Here is a 14,358-nt window from a genome sequence, read left to right on the forward strand (position 1 = left end):
GGCATCCCACAAGTTCGGTGAACTCATGAGAAGCCTCTAGTTTTCTGCCGATGTTACCCTTTCGTTACCTCAGGACAACCTCGTACCTTCAACCCCTTATAAATCAGGGGTTTTGGGCATTTATTACATCATGCCGCCCATGCTTTTGGGCGGTTTTTTGCTTCCTAGCAGTGCTGAAAAATCCCTATATATCAAGGTTTCTGTCTCATGCGTCCTCTAATTCCTGTGGAGGAAAGTTGAGTGCGTGGGGAAACAGGTGGGGAAATTAACCTATACATTGAACGTTTCAGAGACTCGGATTCAAGCCCGTATTTCAGTAAAACAAAAGCACCTCGCCGGCAAGCTAATGGATGACATACTATATTACATTAAAGAATTAGTGCATAATCGCTTTAATGTTATAAAGTAAATGCTGAAATAAAAAAGACCCGCAATTATCCCCTTTCCTGTGTGTGTGAGGACTCTGCATAATTAGTTTGACCTGGCTCCGTTCGTCAAAGCTATTATCACACGGATTCGATGCGTTGCGCGTTTCCCCCTGCCCGGGATAAAGAAAATACTTGCAAATGTCAGATTCAAAAGCAAGGCACGGAGCAAACAAAAAACCGCGAACCCCAAGTTAAGGATTAGCGGTTTGTTTATGGTTTATTGCATGGCAAACTCAGCATCCAGTCCGAGTTCTCGCTCTTTCGAAATGTGGCGCACTTCTTGATAGCTTATCCCGAGGGCTGTGATATGATCCGACAGCACCTTATTCTGATTGAATAATAGCTGTTCATCTTTCTGCTCGATCGCCGTCATCATCTCTTCAATGGCATCAATGGCAAAGTGGCGCTCTTGCTCCATTTCTTTATCCACCTCAGCAAAGGCTTCTGGTGCTTCGCTTTCTTTGCGGCCACCAAACTCCCCTTGAAAGGACAATTCTTGAATCAATCGGGCCAAGTCATAGGTCGACATTTGCGTCGCGATGGTATTATCCACTACACCCTCTGGAAAGCTTGGTGTGTTACGGTTTAGCTCGTCGATCTCAAAGCCAAGTGCGGAGACGTTCTTGATGATCTGTTGCACATACATCCGCTCCAGCTTAGTTCCTTCTGTCATTGGAAGGCTGCTGCTGTACGTCTCACTTGACGTGACATCCACACGCGGGTTTTCTGCTGTTGCGTTTTCTTTTTGAACAGCTGTCCAAATCCCAACCGCAAGCGCGATCAGAATGACCACGACCATCCCTACAAAGAACGTGAACAATGCAGCCTTCAGTGCCTTCAGTGCATTGCGTTCTTGTTTTTTTTCCAGTGCTGTTGCTTTTGCCATTTCCATAACCTTTTCGACACAACGAAAAAAGAGCAGTACCTGCACCGTAATTGGTGCCGATCTGCCCTTCTTTTCCTTCCGTCCTCCGATTAAGCGTCCAGCATGTTAAACCGCAAGCCAAGCGGCAGCGGCACCGGTCGCTCGCAACGGCTCTGCAGCACAATATGGCGATTCTCGCACGACGACTCCCGGAAGCTGTGCATGACATCCAGCACATGATATGTAAGCTCGCCGTTCGCCCGGTGCTGCCGACCGGATGCTAACGCAAAACACATATCAGCCGCTCCAAGACCGCGGCTTTCATCGGTAAAGCCGTGCGTATAAGCCACTTCCTTGCGCTCACCGTCGTGCCGCTGGACATATATCGGGCCTCCGAATGCATTTGGGTCGTTGCAGACGAGCGTACCCTCTGTTCCGTACACCTCCAGTCTCGGCATATAGCCATAACCTTCCTTGGAGGTTGTCACCGTGGCAACGACGCCGTGCTCAAAATCCAGCACGCCGCTGATGTTCATCGGAATGTCGAGTTGCATGCTCGTGCCGAACAGCGGCGATTTCGGATGAAGAAATGTCACGGTATCGTTCAACCGCTGCGCGGAGCCCGAGACACGCTTCACCGCACCGAATAAGTGGACAAGCGCCGTAATGTAGTAGGGCCCCATATCCATCATCGGGTCGCCGCCTTCCTGAAACCAGAACGTCGCGTTCGGATGCGTGCTGTCGGCCGCGTTACCCATCATGATGCGGGCATCTGCAGAGAACGGTGTCCCAATCCAGCCTTCGTCGATCAGCTTACGGCAAGTCTGCAGACCGCCGCCCAGAAACGTATCCGGTGCGCCGCCGACACGCAGGTTCTTAGCCTGTGCCAATTCGATCACCTTCTTAGCATCGTCGCGGCGTACGGCAAAAGGCTTCTCCACGTAGACGTGTTTCCCGGCGTTAAGAGCCTGCAGATTAATCTCGGCGTGCGCGTTCGGGATGGTCAAATTAATCACGAGCTCGATCTCCGGATCAGCGAGCAATTCCTCGACCGAGCACGCTTTGGGAATGCCGAACTCTTCAGCACGTTTGCGGGCCAGCTCCGGGACCAGGTCGGCGCACGCGGCGATCTCCATGATGTCGTATTTCATCGTGCAGCTCTTCAGATAAGCGCCGCTGATCATGCCGCAGCCGATAAGGCCAACTTTTACTTTTCGCATCGTATGTACGCTCCTTAACAGATGATGATGTTGTGAAAAAGATAACGGCAGAAGAGTTCTTCTACCCTTCTGCCGTTATCTCTCAAAGATTACTGGTTAGCCGATACGGACTTGTACCAATCATTGACCTCCTGGGTAATCTTGTCGCCGCCATTCGATTTCCAGCTGGTGACGAATTGGTCGAAAGCGTCGATCGGCAGCTTGCCGTAGATGATTTTGTTAAACGTTTCCAGCTCGGATTGACGCAGGATGTTCCATTTCGATACCATCGTAGGCGTTGCCGCGCCGGTAAAGTAATTCTGTTTGCGGATGTCCTCCTGCTGCTGGACGATTTTGGCCGCATACCAGTTTTCTTTCTTGCGGAATTGCGCGATAGATTTCTCGTACGGTGTTTCCGGTTTCCCTCCGTCCGCCAGCTTCACGAGCGCCTTCATGTACTGATCCGGTATGCGTGCCGGGTTATTGTTCATGCCGGTGAGGAAGTGGAACTCATTATTAAAGTCTTTGATTTTGTCTTTATCAGCCGTCGGCACGCCGTCCACGATATCCCAGTCGTAGCCCTTTGCGAAACCATATTCGAACTCGCCTCCGACCTTCGGGTCCGCAAAGTTATCCAGCAGATAATCGTAGTAAATGAAGATCGCTTCCGGATGCTTGGCGTCCTTATTGATCATGATGCTTCCGTTGACGCCAAAATTATCCCACTTAGTGCCTATGAGGCCGTCAGGTCCGGCAGGAACCGGATAAGCCTTGATCTGTGCCCCTTTCACGTTCTTGAGCAGGTCCGGGGCCGGCCAGTCCGGAACCCAGTTGGCGCCCGGCATGATGCCGGCCTTGCCTTTGGTCCAGATCTCGGATGCCTTCGTCTCGTCCCACAGCGCCGCGTCCGGATTAATGTAGCCTTTATCCATCCATTCCTTCAGCTTCGCCAGCGCCTGCTTCGCGCCGGGATTGACGGAGCCGTATTCAAGGTTCCCGCTTGCGTCCTTATTCCATTGCTCTTCGATCGTTCCGTATGCGCCGAACAGCCAATCAAGCGGAGCCATCCACGTATTCGTATTGTTTTTCAGCGATACCGTAAGCGGGTACACGTCCTTCGGCGCGAGCCCGTCCGGATTCTCGTTCTTGAACTTGTCCATGATGTTCTCCAGATCCGCGATCGTCTTCGGCGCCTGAAGATTGAGCTTCTGCATCCAGTCTTCGCGGAGCCAAAGCATGGTGTCGTTGTTGTCGGTATACTCCAGGATCGGAAGGTTCCATTTCTTGCCGTCCTTCGTGAACATGTACCACAGCTCGGGGTGTTTCAAGGAATGGGTTTTCAGGATATCGTTGGCATAGTCGTCGAACAACTTGTCGATCGGCATAAACTGGCCGGAATCGATCAGTTGATTGATCAGTACCGGATCATTCCATACCGGGATGAAGTCCTTGTCGGTCGTCTGGAGCAAATTGCATGCCCGCTCCATTCTGAGCCGCGATATGAAATCGCTAATGCCTTCGCCCGTCTCAATTTTGTAAATTTTGGACAGGTGCGTCGGATGCAAATTGACATGGTCGGCAAGCGCACGGAGCGAAACGTCCGCATGCAGGTTGCGCTCCGCGAATTCCTGGATGCGCGTGACATAGCCGTCGCGGATGCTCTTGATCTCGTTCGACGTTTGTTCCTGCAGCTTGTCCAGCACGCGGAGCGACCATTTCCGCAGCTTGCTGATGGAGCGGAAAGCGTCCCCGTTCTCGAGCGGTTCGATATCCGTTCCGATCAGCGCACCCACCGGTGGATGCTTGAAAGGCTCGGCATGAAGCAAAGCAAAGACACCTGGTACCCGGCAAACGGCGATCAATACAAGCAGAAGCTTCAGCTGGCCATTTCATCGGGCGAGAAACTGCCAGCTGAATTGGCGTTTAAAGACTTTGATAAAGTAAGCCGGATCGAGATAACCGACCTCCATGCTGATTTCGTAGACCTTATCAACCAGCAAGGAAACGATCTATAGGATTTTCTTAGTATCGATAAGACTCTGTTAGGTTAGTTGCTCCGCGGTATTCCTGCGGCGTTGAGCCCTTCAGATACTGCTTGACTTTATCCTGCAGTTGGATCGATAGCCGCTCAAGCAGCGTCTCTTTCCCGCCCATTACCGTTCCCGCTTTGGGCTGCAGCAGCAAGACGAGGTACCCGTGATCATCCTTTCCCCCCCAAACCTCCACATATTCGCCGAGTATTTCTTCGGCCATGTTGACTACCGCATATTCCATCAGCTGAAGGCCGCCGCTGCCGTGCCGTTCGAACTCCTCCTCCATCCGGATAAGTAGGAGCGCCGATTCCGCGCCATAACGGAACGACAATCCGTAATGCTCCAGTTTCCGGCCCCACTCGGCTTCCGGGAGATTCTTTCCGTTCAGTGCGTCCAGGAGTAGCCGGCCGCGAAGAAGCGGCAGATTCTCCCTCAGCATGGCGTGAGTCCGCTCGATCGAAAAACGGGTTTCCCATTCCGCTCTTACCTGCTGCGCCACGGCTTCGACCGCTTCGAGCAACTCGCCGTCGCTCGGAGGCTTGAGCAGGTAGGCCGCCGCCTGATGCTGGATCGCTTGCTTCGAATATTCGAAATCGGCATGACCGGACAGGATAATGCATTTAATGCGCTTGTCGCGCTGCCGGATGTGTTCGATCAGCTCAATCCCCGTCATCTCCGGCATGACGATATCCGAGATAACAATATCGATCGGCTCCGTTTCCATGATCCGGAGCGCCTCGCGCGCCGAATACGCTTTATGAACGCGGCTGATGCCGAGCGATTGCCAAGGCTTGTTCGATGACAGGTTTTCCACCCAATGGGCCTCATCGTCAACAATGATCATTTGCATGGTGCTGGTCACCTCCTGACCCGGAATGGGGATGCTGGACTTCCGCAATTGGCCACGCGATTTCGGAGCGGACGCCTCTGAGCGGCGACTGCATGAAGATCAGATGCGCATGCTCGCCGAGTTGATGGATAATCCGCTGGTTCGTGTTCCATAGGCCGAAGCCCGTATTCTCTTGTAGTGGTTCCGATATACTACGGTTCAGCTCCGCCAGCCGGTCCTCGGTCATGCCCGGTCCGTCGTCGTCGACATGAAGGGTATAGCGTCCGTTATTCGTCTTGCCCGTAATCCGGATCGCTCCGGATTGATAGGACTTGCCCACTCCATGAATGACGGCGTTCTCCACGATCGGCTGCAGCAGCAGCCGCGGGACAGGGATCCACATCATTTCTTCGGGAATATCGATCGCATAATCGATTCGTCCGTTGCGAAGCTTCTGGATATCCAAATAATGAATAAGCAGTTCGATTTCTTCGCGAAGGCTGGCCATCGGCTTCTCCATCCGCGTCGAATACCGGTAGTACGCACTTAGATTATAGGCCATCGAAACAACGGCTTCCTCGTCCTTCATCTGCGCCATGTTGATGATATAGCCCAGGCAGTTGTAGAGGAAATGCGGGTTGATCTGCGCCTGCAGCTGCTTCAATGTGGCTTCACGCGCGCGGAGCTTTTCGTTCAGCACGTTTTCGATCAGCTCATGAATCTGCCGCGACATCGAATTGAACCGATCGAACAGGAAACTGAATTCAAAGTTCCCGATTTCGCGGATGCGAACCGAAAAGTCCCCCTGGCTTACCCACTTCAGCCCGCGAATCAGATGTTTGATCGGAAGCTGGACGTTACGGTAGATCAGGATGGAAGCCGAGACGCCGATGCCAAGAAGCAGAACCATCGTGAAATAAAACCAATTGCGGCTGTGCGAAATCGGCTTCAAAATTTGCTCGAGCGGCACATAGTCGACCAAGTACCAGTTGAGGTGGGGAGACTTCACCGCGCTCACCAGGTAATCTTTGTCGCGCAGCCTTACAATCTTTTGAAAAGAAGCCGACATCGCGCTGCCGTCCAACTGTCCGATTAATTCTTCCGTGAGCGGCTTGTCCGAGCTCCTGTTGAAGATCGCGTGCTGTCCTTTCCGGTAAAAGAACGGATCCCCGTTACCGCCCTCCTTAAACCGATCCATCAGGTTTTGAATATTTTCCGCCCCAAAGCTGGCCACAATGACGAGTCCACTCGCGCTTAACGAGCTCTGCCCTCCGCCCGAGTTAGAATAGAACCAATAAAACGCCTGCTGCTGACCGGCGGATCCGTCGCCGTAATTCCAACGGGTGGTCAAATTTCGCTTCAGATATTGCTCGTCGAATTGCAGTGACGAATTGTAATTATTTAGCACGTCCTTATTGTACCTCGAGTAGACCGCGTACCGTACCGGCCATATATTTTCCATGGACGGTGTCGATTGAAGGGCGATCTGATCTTGAATGGCAAACCGCGTCTGCATCTTGTCGTACCGGTCCTCCCAGAGCGAAAGCCCGTTGAATTTCTGGACGTTCGGGTCTCTGGAGAAGGTCGAGGCGAAATCCATCATCTGCTCGATCCGCGCGTTGATCTGGCTGGACAGGAACGACAACTGTTTGGCGTTGGACAGCTTCAATTCATTGCTGACGACATTAAACGCGATGTTGTTTGTAAACGCATATGAAATTAGGATCGGAATAAACAGTATGACGATCAACCCGTTTATTTTGACAAACAGGCTTACCCGGTAATCGAGTCTTCGAATAAATGAGACGGCCCTGCTAAAAACCATAGCTTGGATTCCCCCAGATAATTTCTCCCTAATAAAATACTATCGATCCTAACAAAGTCATATAGGCCTCAATGAGGAGTTCTTGCTACTATTTATACATTGGTTCGCTGCTATAGACAATACAAATTCTGTAAGGGGAGACGGCTATGGAAGCAAATGCATTACAGCAGGCATCCTTCGCCACCGCTTCGGCGAAGGCAAAAAAAAGCAGGTCCAGGCATGCATGGGTGCTTCATTTCATGGTGTTGCCCGCGGTGATTCTGACCTTCATATTCTCGTACATCCCGATGATGGGCCTCGTCATGGCGTTTCAGGACTACAAGGCGGCGCGCGGGTTTACAGGCTCCGAATGGGTCGGCCTCACTCATTTCCGGTATATGTTCGAGAACGAATACTTTCTGCAAATTACGTGGAACACCCTGTTCTTTGCCTGCTCCAAAATCGTCATGAACCTCATCGTCCCGTTCATCTTTGCATTGCTTCTGAACGAAGTGCGCCATATGGGCTTTAAACGCTCCATCCAGACGCTCGTCTATTTGCCGCACTTTTTGTCCTGGGTGACCCTCGCGGGCATCCTGGTCGATATGTTGGCACAAACAGGGCTCGTCAATCAGTTCCTCAGCAGCGTGTTCGGCATCAAACCGATCTTCTTCCTGGGCGACGGAGACTGGTTCCGGGCCACCATCGTTTTCAGCGACGTATGGAAGGAATTCGGCTTTAATACGATTATCTTCCTGGCCGCGCTTGCCGGAATCAATCCCGCGCTATACGAAGCGGCGGAGGTGGACGGAGCCAGCCGCTGGAAACAAACGCTCTACATCACGCTCCCGTCCCTCGTGCCGATCGCCATTGTAGTCGCGACGCTGGCGCTGGGCAACGTGCTGAACGCGAACTTCGACCAAGTGTTCAACCTTTACAGTCCTCTGATCTACCAGCAAGGCGATATCATCGATACCTTCGTCTACCGGGAGGGCCTGTTAAGCGGACAATTCAGCTTCGCGACGGCAGTCGGCCTGTTCAAGTCACTTATCAGCCTCGTATTGATCATCGTTTCGTATCGGCTTGCGTACAAATTCGCTGGCTACCGGATCTTCTAAGAGGGAGGGCATCGCATGTTTCATAAAACACGGTCTTATCGCGCATTCACCGTCTTCAACTACATTTTCCTGGCCGCGCTCTCTCTGCTGTGCCTGCTGCCGATGTACCATCTGCTGATGGTATCATTCAGCTCCGCCGCTCCCGCGAACGCAGGACTCGTTACCTTCTGGCCCATGGGCTTCACGTTCGAGGCCTATGCCAAAACGTTCGACAACGTAAACTTTCTGTCGGCGCTCGTGGTTTCCGTGAAGCGCACCATCCTCGGTACGGCGTTCGCCATGTTCGTCAACACCATGGCCGCATACGGCCTCTCGAAAGAAGCCAACGTTCTTCGCGGCCGCAACGTTTATCTATGGTATTTCGTCATCACGATGCTGTTCAGCGGCGGACTCATCCCGGGCTATATTCTCATCCTGAAGCTGGGGCTCATGAATACGCTGGGCGCCCTGATTCTGCCCGGCCTGGTCGCCGTCTATAACGTCATCCTGCTGCTCAACTTCTTCCGCACGGTCCCGAAGGAGCTGGAGGAAGCCGCACTGATTGACGGCGCCGGTCATTTTCGGACTTTCTATACCATCTACCTGCCGATTTCCATGCCGGCGCTCGCGACAATCACCTTGTTCACGATGGTCGGCCACTGGAACTCCTATTTCGATGGACTTATCTACATCAAAGAAGCGGAGAATCTTCCGCTCGCCAGCTTTTTGCAGACCATCATCATCCAGATGGACATGAGCAAGCTGGATCCCGAAACGGTCGCGAAGTTGTCGCAGCGAACGATCCGCGCGTCGCAGATCTTTATCGGCGCCCTGCCGATTCTGCTGGTTTACCCTTTCCTGCAGCGATACTTCGTGAAAGGCATCGTCATCGGCGCCGTCAAGGAGTAGCAGCCCGCCGGCCTATGCAGCGTGCCGCGGTACGCAGACATACAGAAGACCCTCTATTTCCGCCGACGTGGTCATAGCGGGTCTTCTGTCGTCTTCGAGCCGGGAACGGTCGGAAGCCTCGCCGCCCTCTCAAAAGCTCATGAATGCCTTCGCTGCGCACACCATTATGAGCAAACAAGCGCTGGATTCGGAGAAGGTGCGTTACGCTCTAAAGGATATACTTCTTGGACCGGCAGGGCTATATGAGGCACTGTGAAAACGCGCAGATGTGGGTTAGCATAAGTATTATGCAAGGGGCAGCCGATGCGGCTGCCTTTTTCTATTTCTGCTTCTTTTTTAGGAATAATGTACGTTATTTTCAATAATCGTACATTCATTTAGGCGTATTAACTGGACATGTCGATATTTGAAGTCCGCGTGGTGCAACCCCGAAAATATCGTACATTCAGAACGGTTATTTTACTGCTATTTATGGATTTTCCAAAATGAAAAAGGGATGTCCCGTAGGACACCCGCCGCCTTGTTGTAGCTATTGCTAAAAATCAATCCCGCCGCGGTATGTCATTCATAATTTGCGGCCAGCCACTGTATGGAGCTGATCTCACCAGCTCTTTCGCTTCCGCTTTCGTACCGGTCCAATTAATCGCTGGAATGGTCACGCCGCCATCGCCATCATAATGGATGATAAGCACCCGAGGCTTCAGCACCGGATCGGCTTCAACGAGCGCTTGATAGAGTCTGTCTATCCGAGATTTCGTTACCATCCCGATTACCTCCCCTTCGTCGATAGATCATTCAAAATCAATGGGAATCTGTTGTACGGTTCGGAGCTGATCAGCTTTATTGCCTCTTCTACCGTGTAGTCATCGAGATCCGGGAGCGGTACGCTGTCGTCATCCTCAAAGGTGACAATGATCACCCGTGGTTCCGGATCGGCTTCTCGCAGTGTCGCAGCCACCTTCAATAATCGCGCTTTGCTCATATAATCACTTCCCCTTTTGTTTGGCTGCCTGTGCTTCCAGCTCGGCAAGCCTCTCCTCGATGTCGCCGTCTTTGATGCTGGTCAGCGCGATGTTCGCCAGGTAGCCCAGCACCCGCGCTTTCTTCTCCAATTCCATGTCCGAAGCGCGTACTTCGTTAATGATCGATGTCATCAGCCGGCGCACATCCTGCGGCTTTTGAATGCGAATATCTGCCATGATGACCCCTCCTTCAGAATCCCTTGTTGTATATTGGGCTACGACGTTACTAGGCACACAAAATGTGCATTTAATCGCGGTTCAACTGCTTGCTTATTAGTGTTTGCGATGCTCCGCATATGTTCGGAGCGGATTGGCTTCGTATTCGTACTTGTCGAGCTGGATCAGCAGCTTTAGGCAGCCGGTCATGGTTTGACCTCTAGCTTCGCACCGTTTGCGGAACTTTTCCCGTTCGCCCGGCGCCAATCTCAAAAGAATCTTGTCCATGTTACCCCCACTTTGCTATAACTTGCTACCTAAATTATAACATGAATACATATTGTATACAATTTATTTGCATACAATATAATTTTCCGTGCTATAAAAAAGGGCCCCCCCCCTTACTACTCGGGATTCCGTTTTTTTAATGCCTATTTTGGTAAAACTATGCCGAAATGGAAAGCGGCGATCTTAGGCAATGGCTGCGCACAAGGGTGTCGCCGTTGGTACATGGCATGCCGTTTGTAATTATCTTACTGCATATGGCTGTTATCATTTTTAGGAATTCCAAAGGAGGGCGGAGCGCATGAAGATTCGAAGCCAGGGCAAGCAACCCGAGCAATCAATAACCTTTGAATGGGTACTGGATGCCGTGCGGCACTGCGGCGACGTCGAAGTGCACTCACTGTCTCATGATCCCGAAGCCGGTGCGGATCGCGAGAAATTGACGGTGAAGTTAGGAAGCGTGAGGCACGATAGCACTGGCTCGTTCCTATCCTCCGTCCGCTCATCATCCGGCGAAGTAAAATAGACTGGATTCGAATAGAGGGCCATACGGCGTGGCAAGGCTGACTAGCCGATTTGTATCGAAGCCACTCTTACGAGCAGTCTGCAGCAACAAAAAAAGCCGCCCCTTAAATAGAGGCGGCTTTCGTCTTTATTCGTTTATTGAACCCACGGGAACAGGTTAATGTCGTTCATGACAGGTTGCAGCGTGGAATAATTGAAGTTATAGTACGGCGTACCCGACTCCTTAATAAAGAAGCCAATCCAAACGGTATCCCATATACCGAATGTGTCCTTGTCGCCAGATACAAGGCTCCAATCAATGGCATTACAGGCTTCAATTTTGCAATTCTTTCTTTTGCACGTTCGATGGCTTCATATCTAACCGCTTGCTGCTCGCACAGTTTGCTACAGCGGCAGATCCTTCCGTCGGAACGCTACGATTCCGGCGGCATAACAGATGAGACCGAGCGTCACAAGGGGGATCAGTCCCGCGGCGAAGCTGTCTCCATTCACGATGGCCGTCGAATCGTACAATATGATGAGGGTTACATTCTTGAGCGACGCCAGACTGCTGCTCATGCCGGAGAGTAGGTCCGTGACGAAGAAGAAGATCAGCATGCCCGCCCCGGTGGCGACTGCGTATGACGACCGATTGAACAGACACGACGCCGCGAATACGATGCCGCTCAGGGCCACCATCAGCAGATAGAAGCCGATGGTCAAAATGAAGTACGTCCCCACATCCAGTTCCCCCGGCTGAGCCATCGCTGCTGCCACGCAGCCTACCCCGAATTGGCAAGCGAGCATGACGGCGAGCGAGCCCAGCAGATAGATCGCGCTGGTCCCGGTCACTTCGAGCCGGGAAGTCGGCGTCCCGAGATGGTACGCCATGCTCCCCCGGTCCACCTGCGCGGCGACCAGCTTGTTCCCGGTAATGACAACGTAGATAATACCTAGAATCAGCGCGAACATGCCAAAATACTGATTGGCTACAAACGCGAGCAACGTAGAGATATCCCCAAGCGGGTTAACGGCCGCGTCCTGGTTGGCCTCGGCCATTTTGGCTATCGTCTCCGGCGTGAAGACGCTCATAATGACCGCGATGAGGACACAGAGCACGGTCGTGATGATGAGAAACAGCTTCCGATTCGACGCCGCGATCCGACGAAATAATGTCCCCTTAAACATCGGCATTCTCCTCCTTGTACAGCCCCATGAAGTGCTCGCCGACCGAGGCATGGCGCTCCCGGAACGATAAGATAGTATAGCGGGACAACACCCGCAGCAGCTCATTGATCTGCCCGTCCTCGATATCGACGACGATGCTGCGCGCCGCATCATCCCGATCCTTGCACGCAAACCCCGCTTCCTCCAGGGCCGTCAGGCCGGCCGCGTCTACCAGCTCGATCTTATAGGACCGCCGCGCCGTCAGCCGAAGCTCGTTCGCGGACAGCATCGACACGATCCGCCCCTGCTTGATGATGCCGAGCCGATCACACGTCACCTCGATCTCCTCGAAAACGTGCGAGGACAGCAGGATGCTAGCGCCCTTGTGCTTCTCCTCTTGCACGAGGCTGACAAACACCGACTGCATGAGCGGATCGAGGCCGCTCGTCGGCTCATCGAGGATCAGCACCTCGGGGTCGTGCATGAACGCGCAGACGATGCCGATCTTCTGCTTCATCCCCTTCGACATGCGGTCAATCTTGCCCGAGGGGTCGAGTTGGAAGCGGTGAATCAGCGCCTCCGCCTTGGCCAGGCTCCCTTGCTTACGCATCTTGGCCACGTAGCGAATCAGTTGAATGCCGGTCATGTTCTCGGGAAATGCGATCTCAGCGGGCAAGTAGCCCAGATACCGCTGAATCTGACGCGGCTGCGACCAACAATCCAGCTCCAGGATCGATGCCTGTCCGCGCTGCGGCTTGGAAAATCCCAGCAGATGCCGAATCGTCGTCGTCTTCCCGGCACCATTGGGGCCCAGGAAACCAAATACCTCTCCTCTATCTATTGCAAAGGAGACGTCAAATATCCCCTTGTTCGGGGCAAAGGCCTTCGTCAACTCCTCGACGCGTATGACGCTCATGGTCTCTCATCCTCTCTCCAGCGCTACCAGTTGCAATCATCCGACACGCTGTCGTATGATCTTATTGTAGGGAGTCCCCTCATCGGCATCAACCAACAGTGTGAGTGTGACTGTCGGATTGCGCCGGATCGGGCGAAGGAGGAGTGAGGGCATGTGAACAAACAGCCGGAAACGACCATGCAGACCCGCCAGAACCTCGTCGAAGCCTTCTGGCAGCTCTACCGCGTGAAGCGGTTGGAGAAGATCACGATCAAGGAAATTACGGACAAGGCCGGGTACAACCGCGGCACCTTCTACGAATACTTCAACGACATCTATGCCGTGCTCGAGCATGTGGAGCAAGAGCTGCTCGACAAGCTGCAGCACGTTATGATGCCGTCTCCATCTGGTCGGGATGTGACAGATCTCAACAGCCCAGGAGCGGCATTCGCCACGCCCTTTGAGCCCCTAATCGAGCTCTTCCAGACGCATGGCGAATACTTCACCGTACTGCTCGGCGTCCACGGCGACCCCGCGTTCCTGACCAACGTCAAGAACAGCTTCAAGCCATTCTTGCGCGCCCAGTTCGCCGGAAATCTCGACGAGGACGTAGAGTTCGAGCTCGAATATACGCTGGAGTACACATTGTCCGCCATGATCGGCATCCTCAGCCACTGGTTCAGCCAAGCGGAGAAACCGCCGCTTGAGAAGCTATTCCGGCTGATGCAGGAGTTGATGAATGAGGGTGTGAGTAGGAAGCTTTTGGGGATGCGTGGAGCAGGGGCAGGGGTTGAGCCAGGAATTTGAGAATCTGGGTGGTAGCTTACCAGTGCTACCATAGCCCGAAACGCAAAGAACTCAGTTAAAAATTTCGCCCTACTTGTGATACGGTTCAGCGCGTCTAATCTCAAACTATCCTGCCCGTTCGTATTATGAGGTCACCAGATCTTTCTGGTCGACCTCCTTTTTTTATGGTCGTAAGATTGCGGTAGCCGGGAATCGAACGTTTCTGCCCGTGGGACTGAGATCCCGAGAGCTATTCAGTTCATTCCCCCTACTTGTTCAACCATGGTTAGGCTGGTTGGGACGTAGATCCCGTATCACATGCGATAGTGTGGAAGACAAGAAGGTTAGGGGTTACCGGTGAATTTACTTCAGGAGTGAT

General features: G+C 52.8%; 15 protein-coding genes and 1 pseudogene. 5 read left to right on the forward strand and 11 right to left on the reverse strand.

The genetic code is table 11. The features are described 5' to 3' along the window. Positions 1 to 645: 645 nt before the first annotated feature. The 3 genes and pseudogenes from AC0LWF_RS27510 to AC0LWF_RS27520 form a co-directional block, all read right to left on the reverse strand. Entirely contained in the window at positions 646 to 1,314 is a 669-nt protein-coding gene (locus AC0LWF_RS27510) for a hypothetical protein (RefSeq protein ID WP_474654664.1), read from the reverse strand. An 89-nt stretch (positions 1,315 to 1,403) separates the two neighbouring features. Next, positions 1,404 to 2,513, reverse strand: a complete 1,110-nt coding sequence (locus AC0LWF_RS27515; RefSeq protein ID WP_474654665.1) for a Gfo/Idh/MocA family protein — start codon at positions 2,511 to 2,513, stop codon at positions 1,404 to 1,406. A gap of 89 nt (positions 2,514 to 2,602) precedes the next feature. Further along, positions 2,603 to 4,276, reverse strand: a pseudogene (locus AC0LWF_RS27520) (hypothetical protein); the annotation flags it as partial. 33 nt (positions 4,277 to 4,309) lie between these two features. Between AC0LWF_RS27520 and AC0LWF_RS27525 the strand changes: the two are divergent. Further along, positions 4,310 to 4,507, forward strand: coding sequence for a hypothetical protein (locus AC0LWF_RS27525; protein ID WP_474654666.1), 198 nt, complete (start codon positions 4,310 to 4,312; stop codon positions 4,505 to 4,507). A gap of 7 nt (positions 4,508 to 4,514) precedes the next feature. Here the strand turns inward: AC0LWF_RS27525 and AC0LWF_RS27530 are convergent, their stop codons facing one another. Together AC0LWF_RS27530 and AC0LWF_RS27535 are read right to left on the reverse strand one after the other, a co-directional pair. Beyond that, positions 4,515 to 5,339 carry a response regulator gene (locus AC0LWF_RS27530; RefSeq protein WP_474654667.1) on the reverse strand — a complete coding sequence of 275 codons (825 nt, stop codon included), beginning with the start codon at positions 5,337 to 5,339 and terminating at the stop codon, positions 4,515 to 4,517. 16 nt (positions 5,340 to 5,355) lie between these two features. After that, positions 5,356 to 7,179, reverse strand: coding sequence for a cache domain-containing sensor histidine kinase (locus AC0LWF_RS27535; protein ID WP_474654668.1), 1,824 nt, complete (start codon positions 7,177 to 7,179; stop codon positions 5,356 to 5,358). Between the two features lie 146 nt (positions 7,180 to 7,325). Here AC0LWF_RS27535 and AC0LWF_RS27540 point away from each other — a divergent pair, with 146 nt between their 5' ends. Then, entirely contained in the window at positions 7,326 to 8,276 is a 951-nt protein-coding gene (locus tag AC0LWF_RS27540; protein ID WP_474654669.1) for an ABC transporter permease, read from the forward strand. Between the two features lie 15 nt (positions 8,277 to 8,291). Beyond that, complete coding sequence (locus AC0LWF_RS27545; protein WP_474654670.1) at positions 8,292 to 9,164, forward strand: carbohydrate ABC transporter permease; 873 nt, start codon at positions 8,292 to 8,294, stop codon at positions 9,162 to 9,164. A 542-nt stretch (positions 9,165 to 9,706) separates the two neighbouring features. Here AC0LWF_RS27545 and AC0LWF_RS27550 read toward each other — a convergent pair. The 4 genes from AC0LWF_RS27550 to AC0LWF_RS27565 all read right to left on the reverse strand — a co-directional run bounded on the left by AC0LWF_RS27550 (position 9,707) and on the right by AC0LWF_RS27565 (position 10,630). After that, entirely contained in the window at positions 9,707 to 9,928 is a 222-nt protein-coding gene (locus AC0LWF_RS27550; protein ID WP_474654671.1) for a hypothetical protein, read from the reverse strand. Positions 9,929 to 9,933: 5 nt separating this feature from the next. Then, positions 9,934 to 10,146: a hypothetical protein gene (locus AC0LWF_RS27555; RefSeq protein WP_474654672.1), complete on the reverse strand. Its 213-nt coding sequence runs from the start codon at positions 10,144 to 10,146 to the stop codon at positions 9,934 to 9,936. 4 nt (positions 10,147 to 10,150) lie between these two features. After that, positions 10,151 to 10,363, reverse strand: coding sequence for a hypothetical protein (locus tag AC0LWF_RS27560; protein ID WP_474654673.1), 213 nt, complete (start codon positions 10,361 to 10,363; stop codon positions 10,151 to 10,153). Between the two features lie 96 nt (positions 10,364 to 10,459). After that, the gene (locus tag AC0LWF_RS27565; RefSeq protein WP_474654674.1) at positions 10,460 to 10,630 is read right to left on the reverse strand and encodes a hypothetical protein; all 171 of its coding nucleotides are present in this window, start codon (positions 10,628 to 10,630) and stop codon (positions 10,460 to 10,462) included. 298 nt (positions 10,631 to 10,928) lie between these two features. On the opposite strand from AC0LWF_RS27565, the gene AC0LWF_RS27570 reads away from it, so the two are divergent. Then, positions 10,929 to 11,153, forward strand: a complete 225-nt coding sequence (locus tag AC0LWF_RS27570) for a hypothetical protein (protein ID WP_474654675.1) — start codon at positions 10,929 to 10,931, stop codon at positions 11,151 to 11,153. Positions 11,154 to 11,536: 383 nt separating this feature from the next. Here AC0LWF_RS27570 and AC0LWF_RS27575 read toward each other — a convergent pair whose 3' ends face one another. Both AC0LWF_RS27575 and AC0LWF_RS27580 read right to left on the reverse strand, forming a co-directional pair. Then, positions 11,537 to 12,370 carry a hypothetical protein gene (locus tag AC0LWF_RS27575; RefSeq protein WP_474654676.1) on the reverse strand — a complete coding sequence of 278 codons (834 nt, stop codon included), beginning with the start codon at positions 12,368 to 12,370 and terminating at the stop codon, positions 11,537 to 11,539. Continuing rightward, positions 12,312 to 13,214 (reverse strand): ABC transporter ATP-binding protein, encoded by a 903-nt coding sequence (locus tag AC0LWF_RS27580; RefSeq protein ID WP_474654677.1) that lies wholly within the window; start codon positions 13,212 to 13,214, stop codon positions 12,312 to 12,314. The genes AC0LWF_RS27575 and AC0LWF_RS27580 overlap by 59 nt, the downstream gene beginning before the upstream one ends. Before the next feature lie 153 nt (positions 13,215 to 13,367). On the opposite strand from AC0LWF_RS27580, the gene AC0LWF_RS27585 reads away from it, so the two are divergent. Further along, complete coding sequence (locus AC0LWF_RS27585; RefSeq protein ID WP_474654678.1) at positions 13,368 to 14,000, forward strand: TetR/AcrR family transcriptional regulator; 633 nt, start codon at positions 13,368 to 13,370, stop codon at positions 13,998 to 14,000. Positions 14,001 to 14,358: the final 358 nt, after the last annotated feature.

It is taken from the genome of Paenibacillus sp. sgz302114 (assembly GCF_056120345.1).

Coding starts and splice junctions, on each gene's coding strand:
- AC0LWF_RS27510 (WP_474654664.1), bottom strand. CDS start 1,314: ATGGCAAAAGCAACAGCACTGGAAAAAAAACAAGAACGCAATGCACTG.
- AC0LWF_RS27515 (WP_474654665.1), bottom strand. CDS start 2,513: ATGCGAAAAGTAAAAGTTGGCCTTATCGGCTGCGGCATGATCAGCGGC.
- AC0LWF_RS27525 (WP_474654666.1), top strand. CDS start 4,310: ATGAAGCAAAGCAAAGACACCTGGTACCCGGCAAACGGCGATCAATAC.
- AC0LWF_RS27535 (WP_474654668.1), bottom strand. CDS start 7,179: ATGGTTTTTAGCAGGGCCGTCTCATTTATTCGAAGACTCGATTACCGG.
- AC0LWF_RS27540 (WP_474654669.1), top strand. CDS start 7,326: ATGGAAGCAAATGCATTACAGCAGGCATCCTTCGCCACCGCTTCGGCG.
- AC0LWF_RS27545 (WP_474654670.1), top strand. CDS start 8,292: ATGTTTCATAAAACACGGTCTTATCGCGCATTCACCGTCTTCAACTAC.
- AC0LWF_RS27550 (WP_474654671.1), bottom strand. CDS start 9,928: ATGGTAACGAAATCTCGGATAGACAGACTCTATCAAGCGCTCGTTGAA.
- AC0LWF_RS27555 (WP_474654672.1), bottom strand. CDS start 10,146: ATGAGCAAAGCGCGATTATTGAAGGTGGCTGCGACACTGCGAGAAGCC.
- AC0LWF_RS27560 (WP_474654673.1), bottom strand. CDS start 10,363: ATGGCAGATATTCGCATTCAAAAGCCGCAGGATGTGCGCCGGCTGATG.
- AC0LWF_RS27565 (WP_474654674.1), bottom strand. CDS start 10,630: ATGGACAAGATTCTTTTGAGATTGGCGCCGGGCGAACGGGAAAAGTTC.
- AC0LWF_RS27570 (WP_474654675.1), top strand. CDS start 10,929: ATGAAGATTCGAAGCCAGGGCAAGCAACCCGAGCAATCAATAACCTTT.
- AC0LWF_RS27575 (WP_474654676.1), bottom strand. CDS start 12,370: ATGCCTCGGTCGGCGAGCACTTCATGGGGCTGTACAAGGAGGAGAATG.
- AC0LWF_RS27580 (WP_474654677.1), bottom strand. CDS start 13,214: ATGAGCGTCATACGCGTCGAGGAGTTGACGAAGGCCTTTGCCCCGAAC.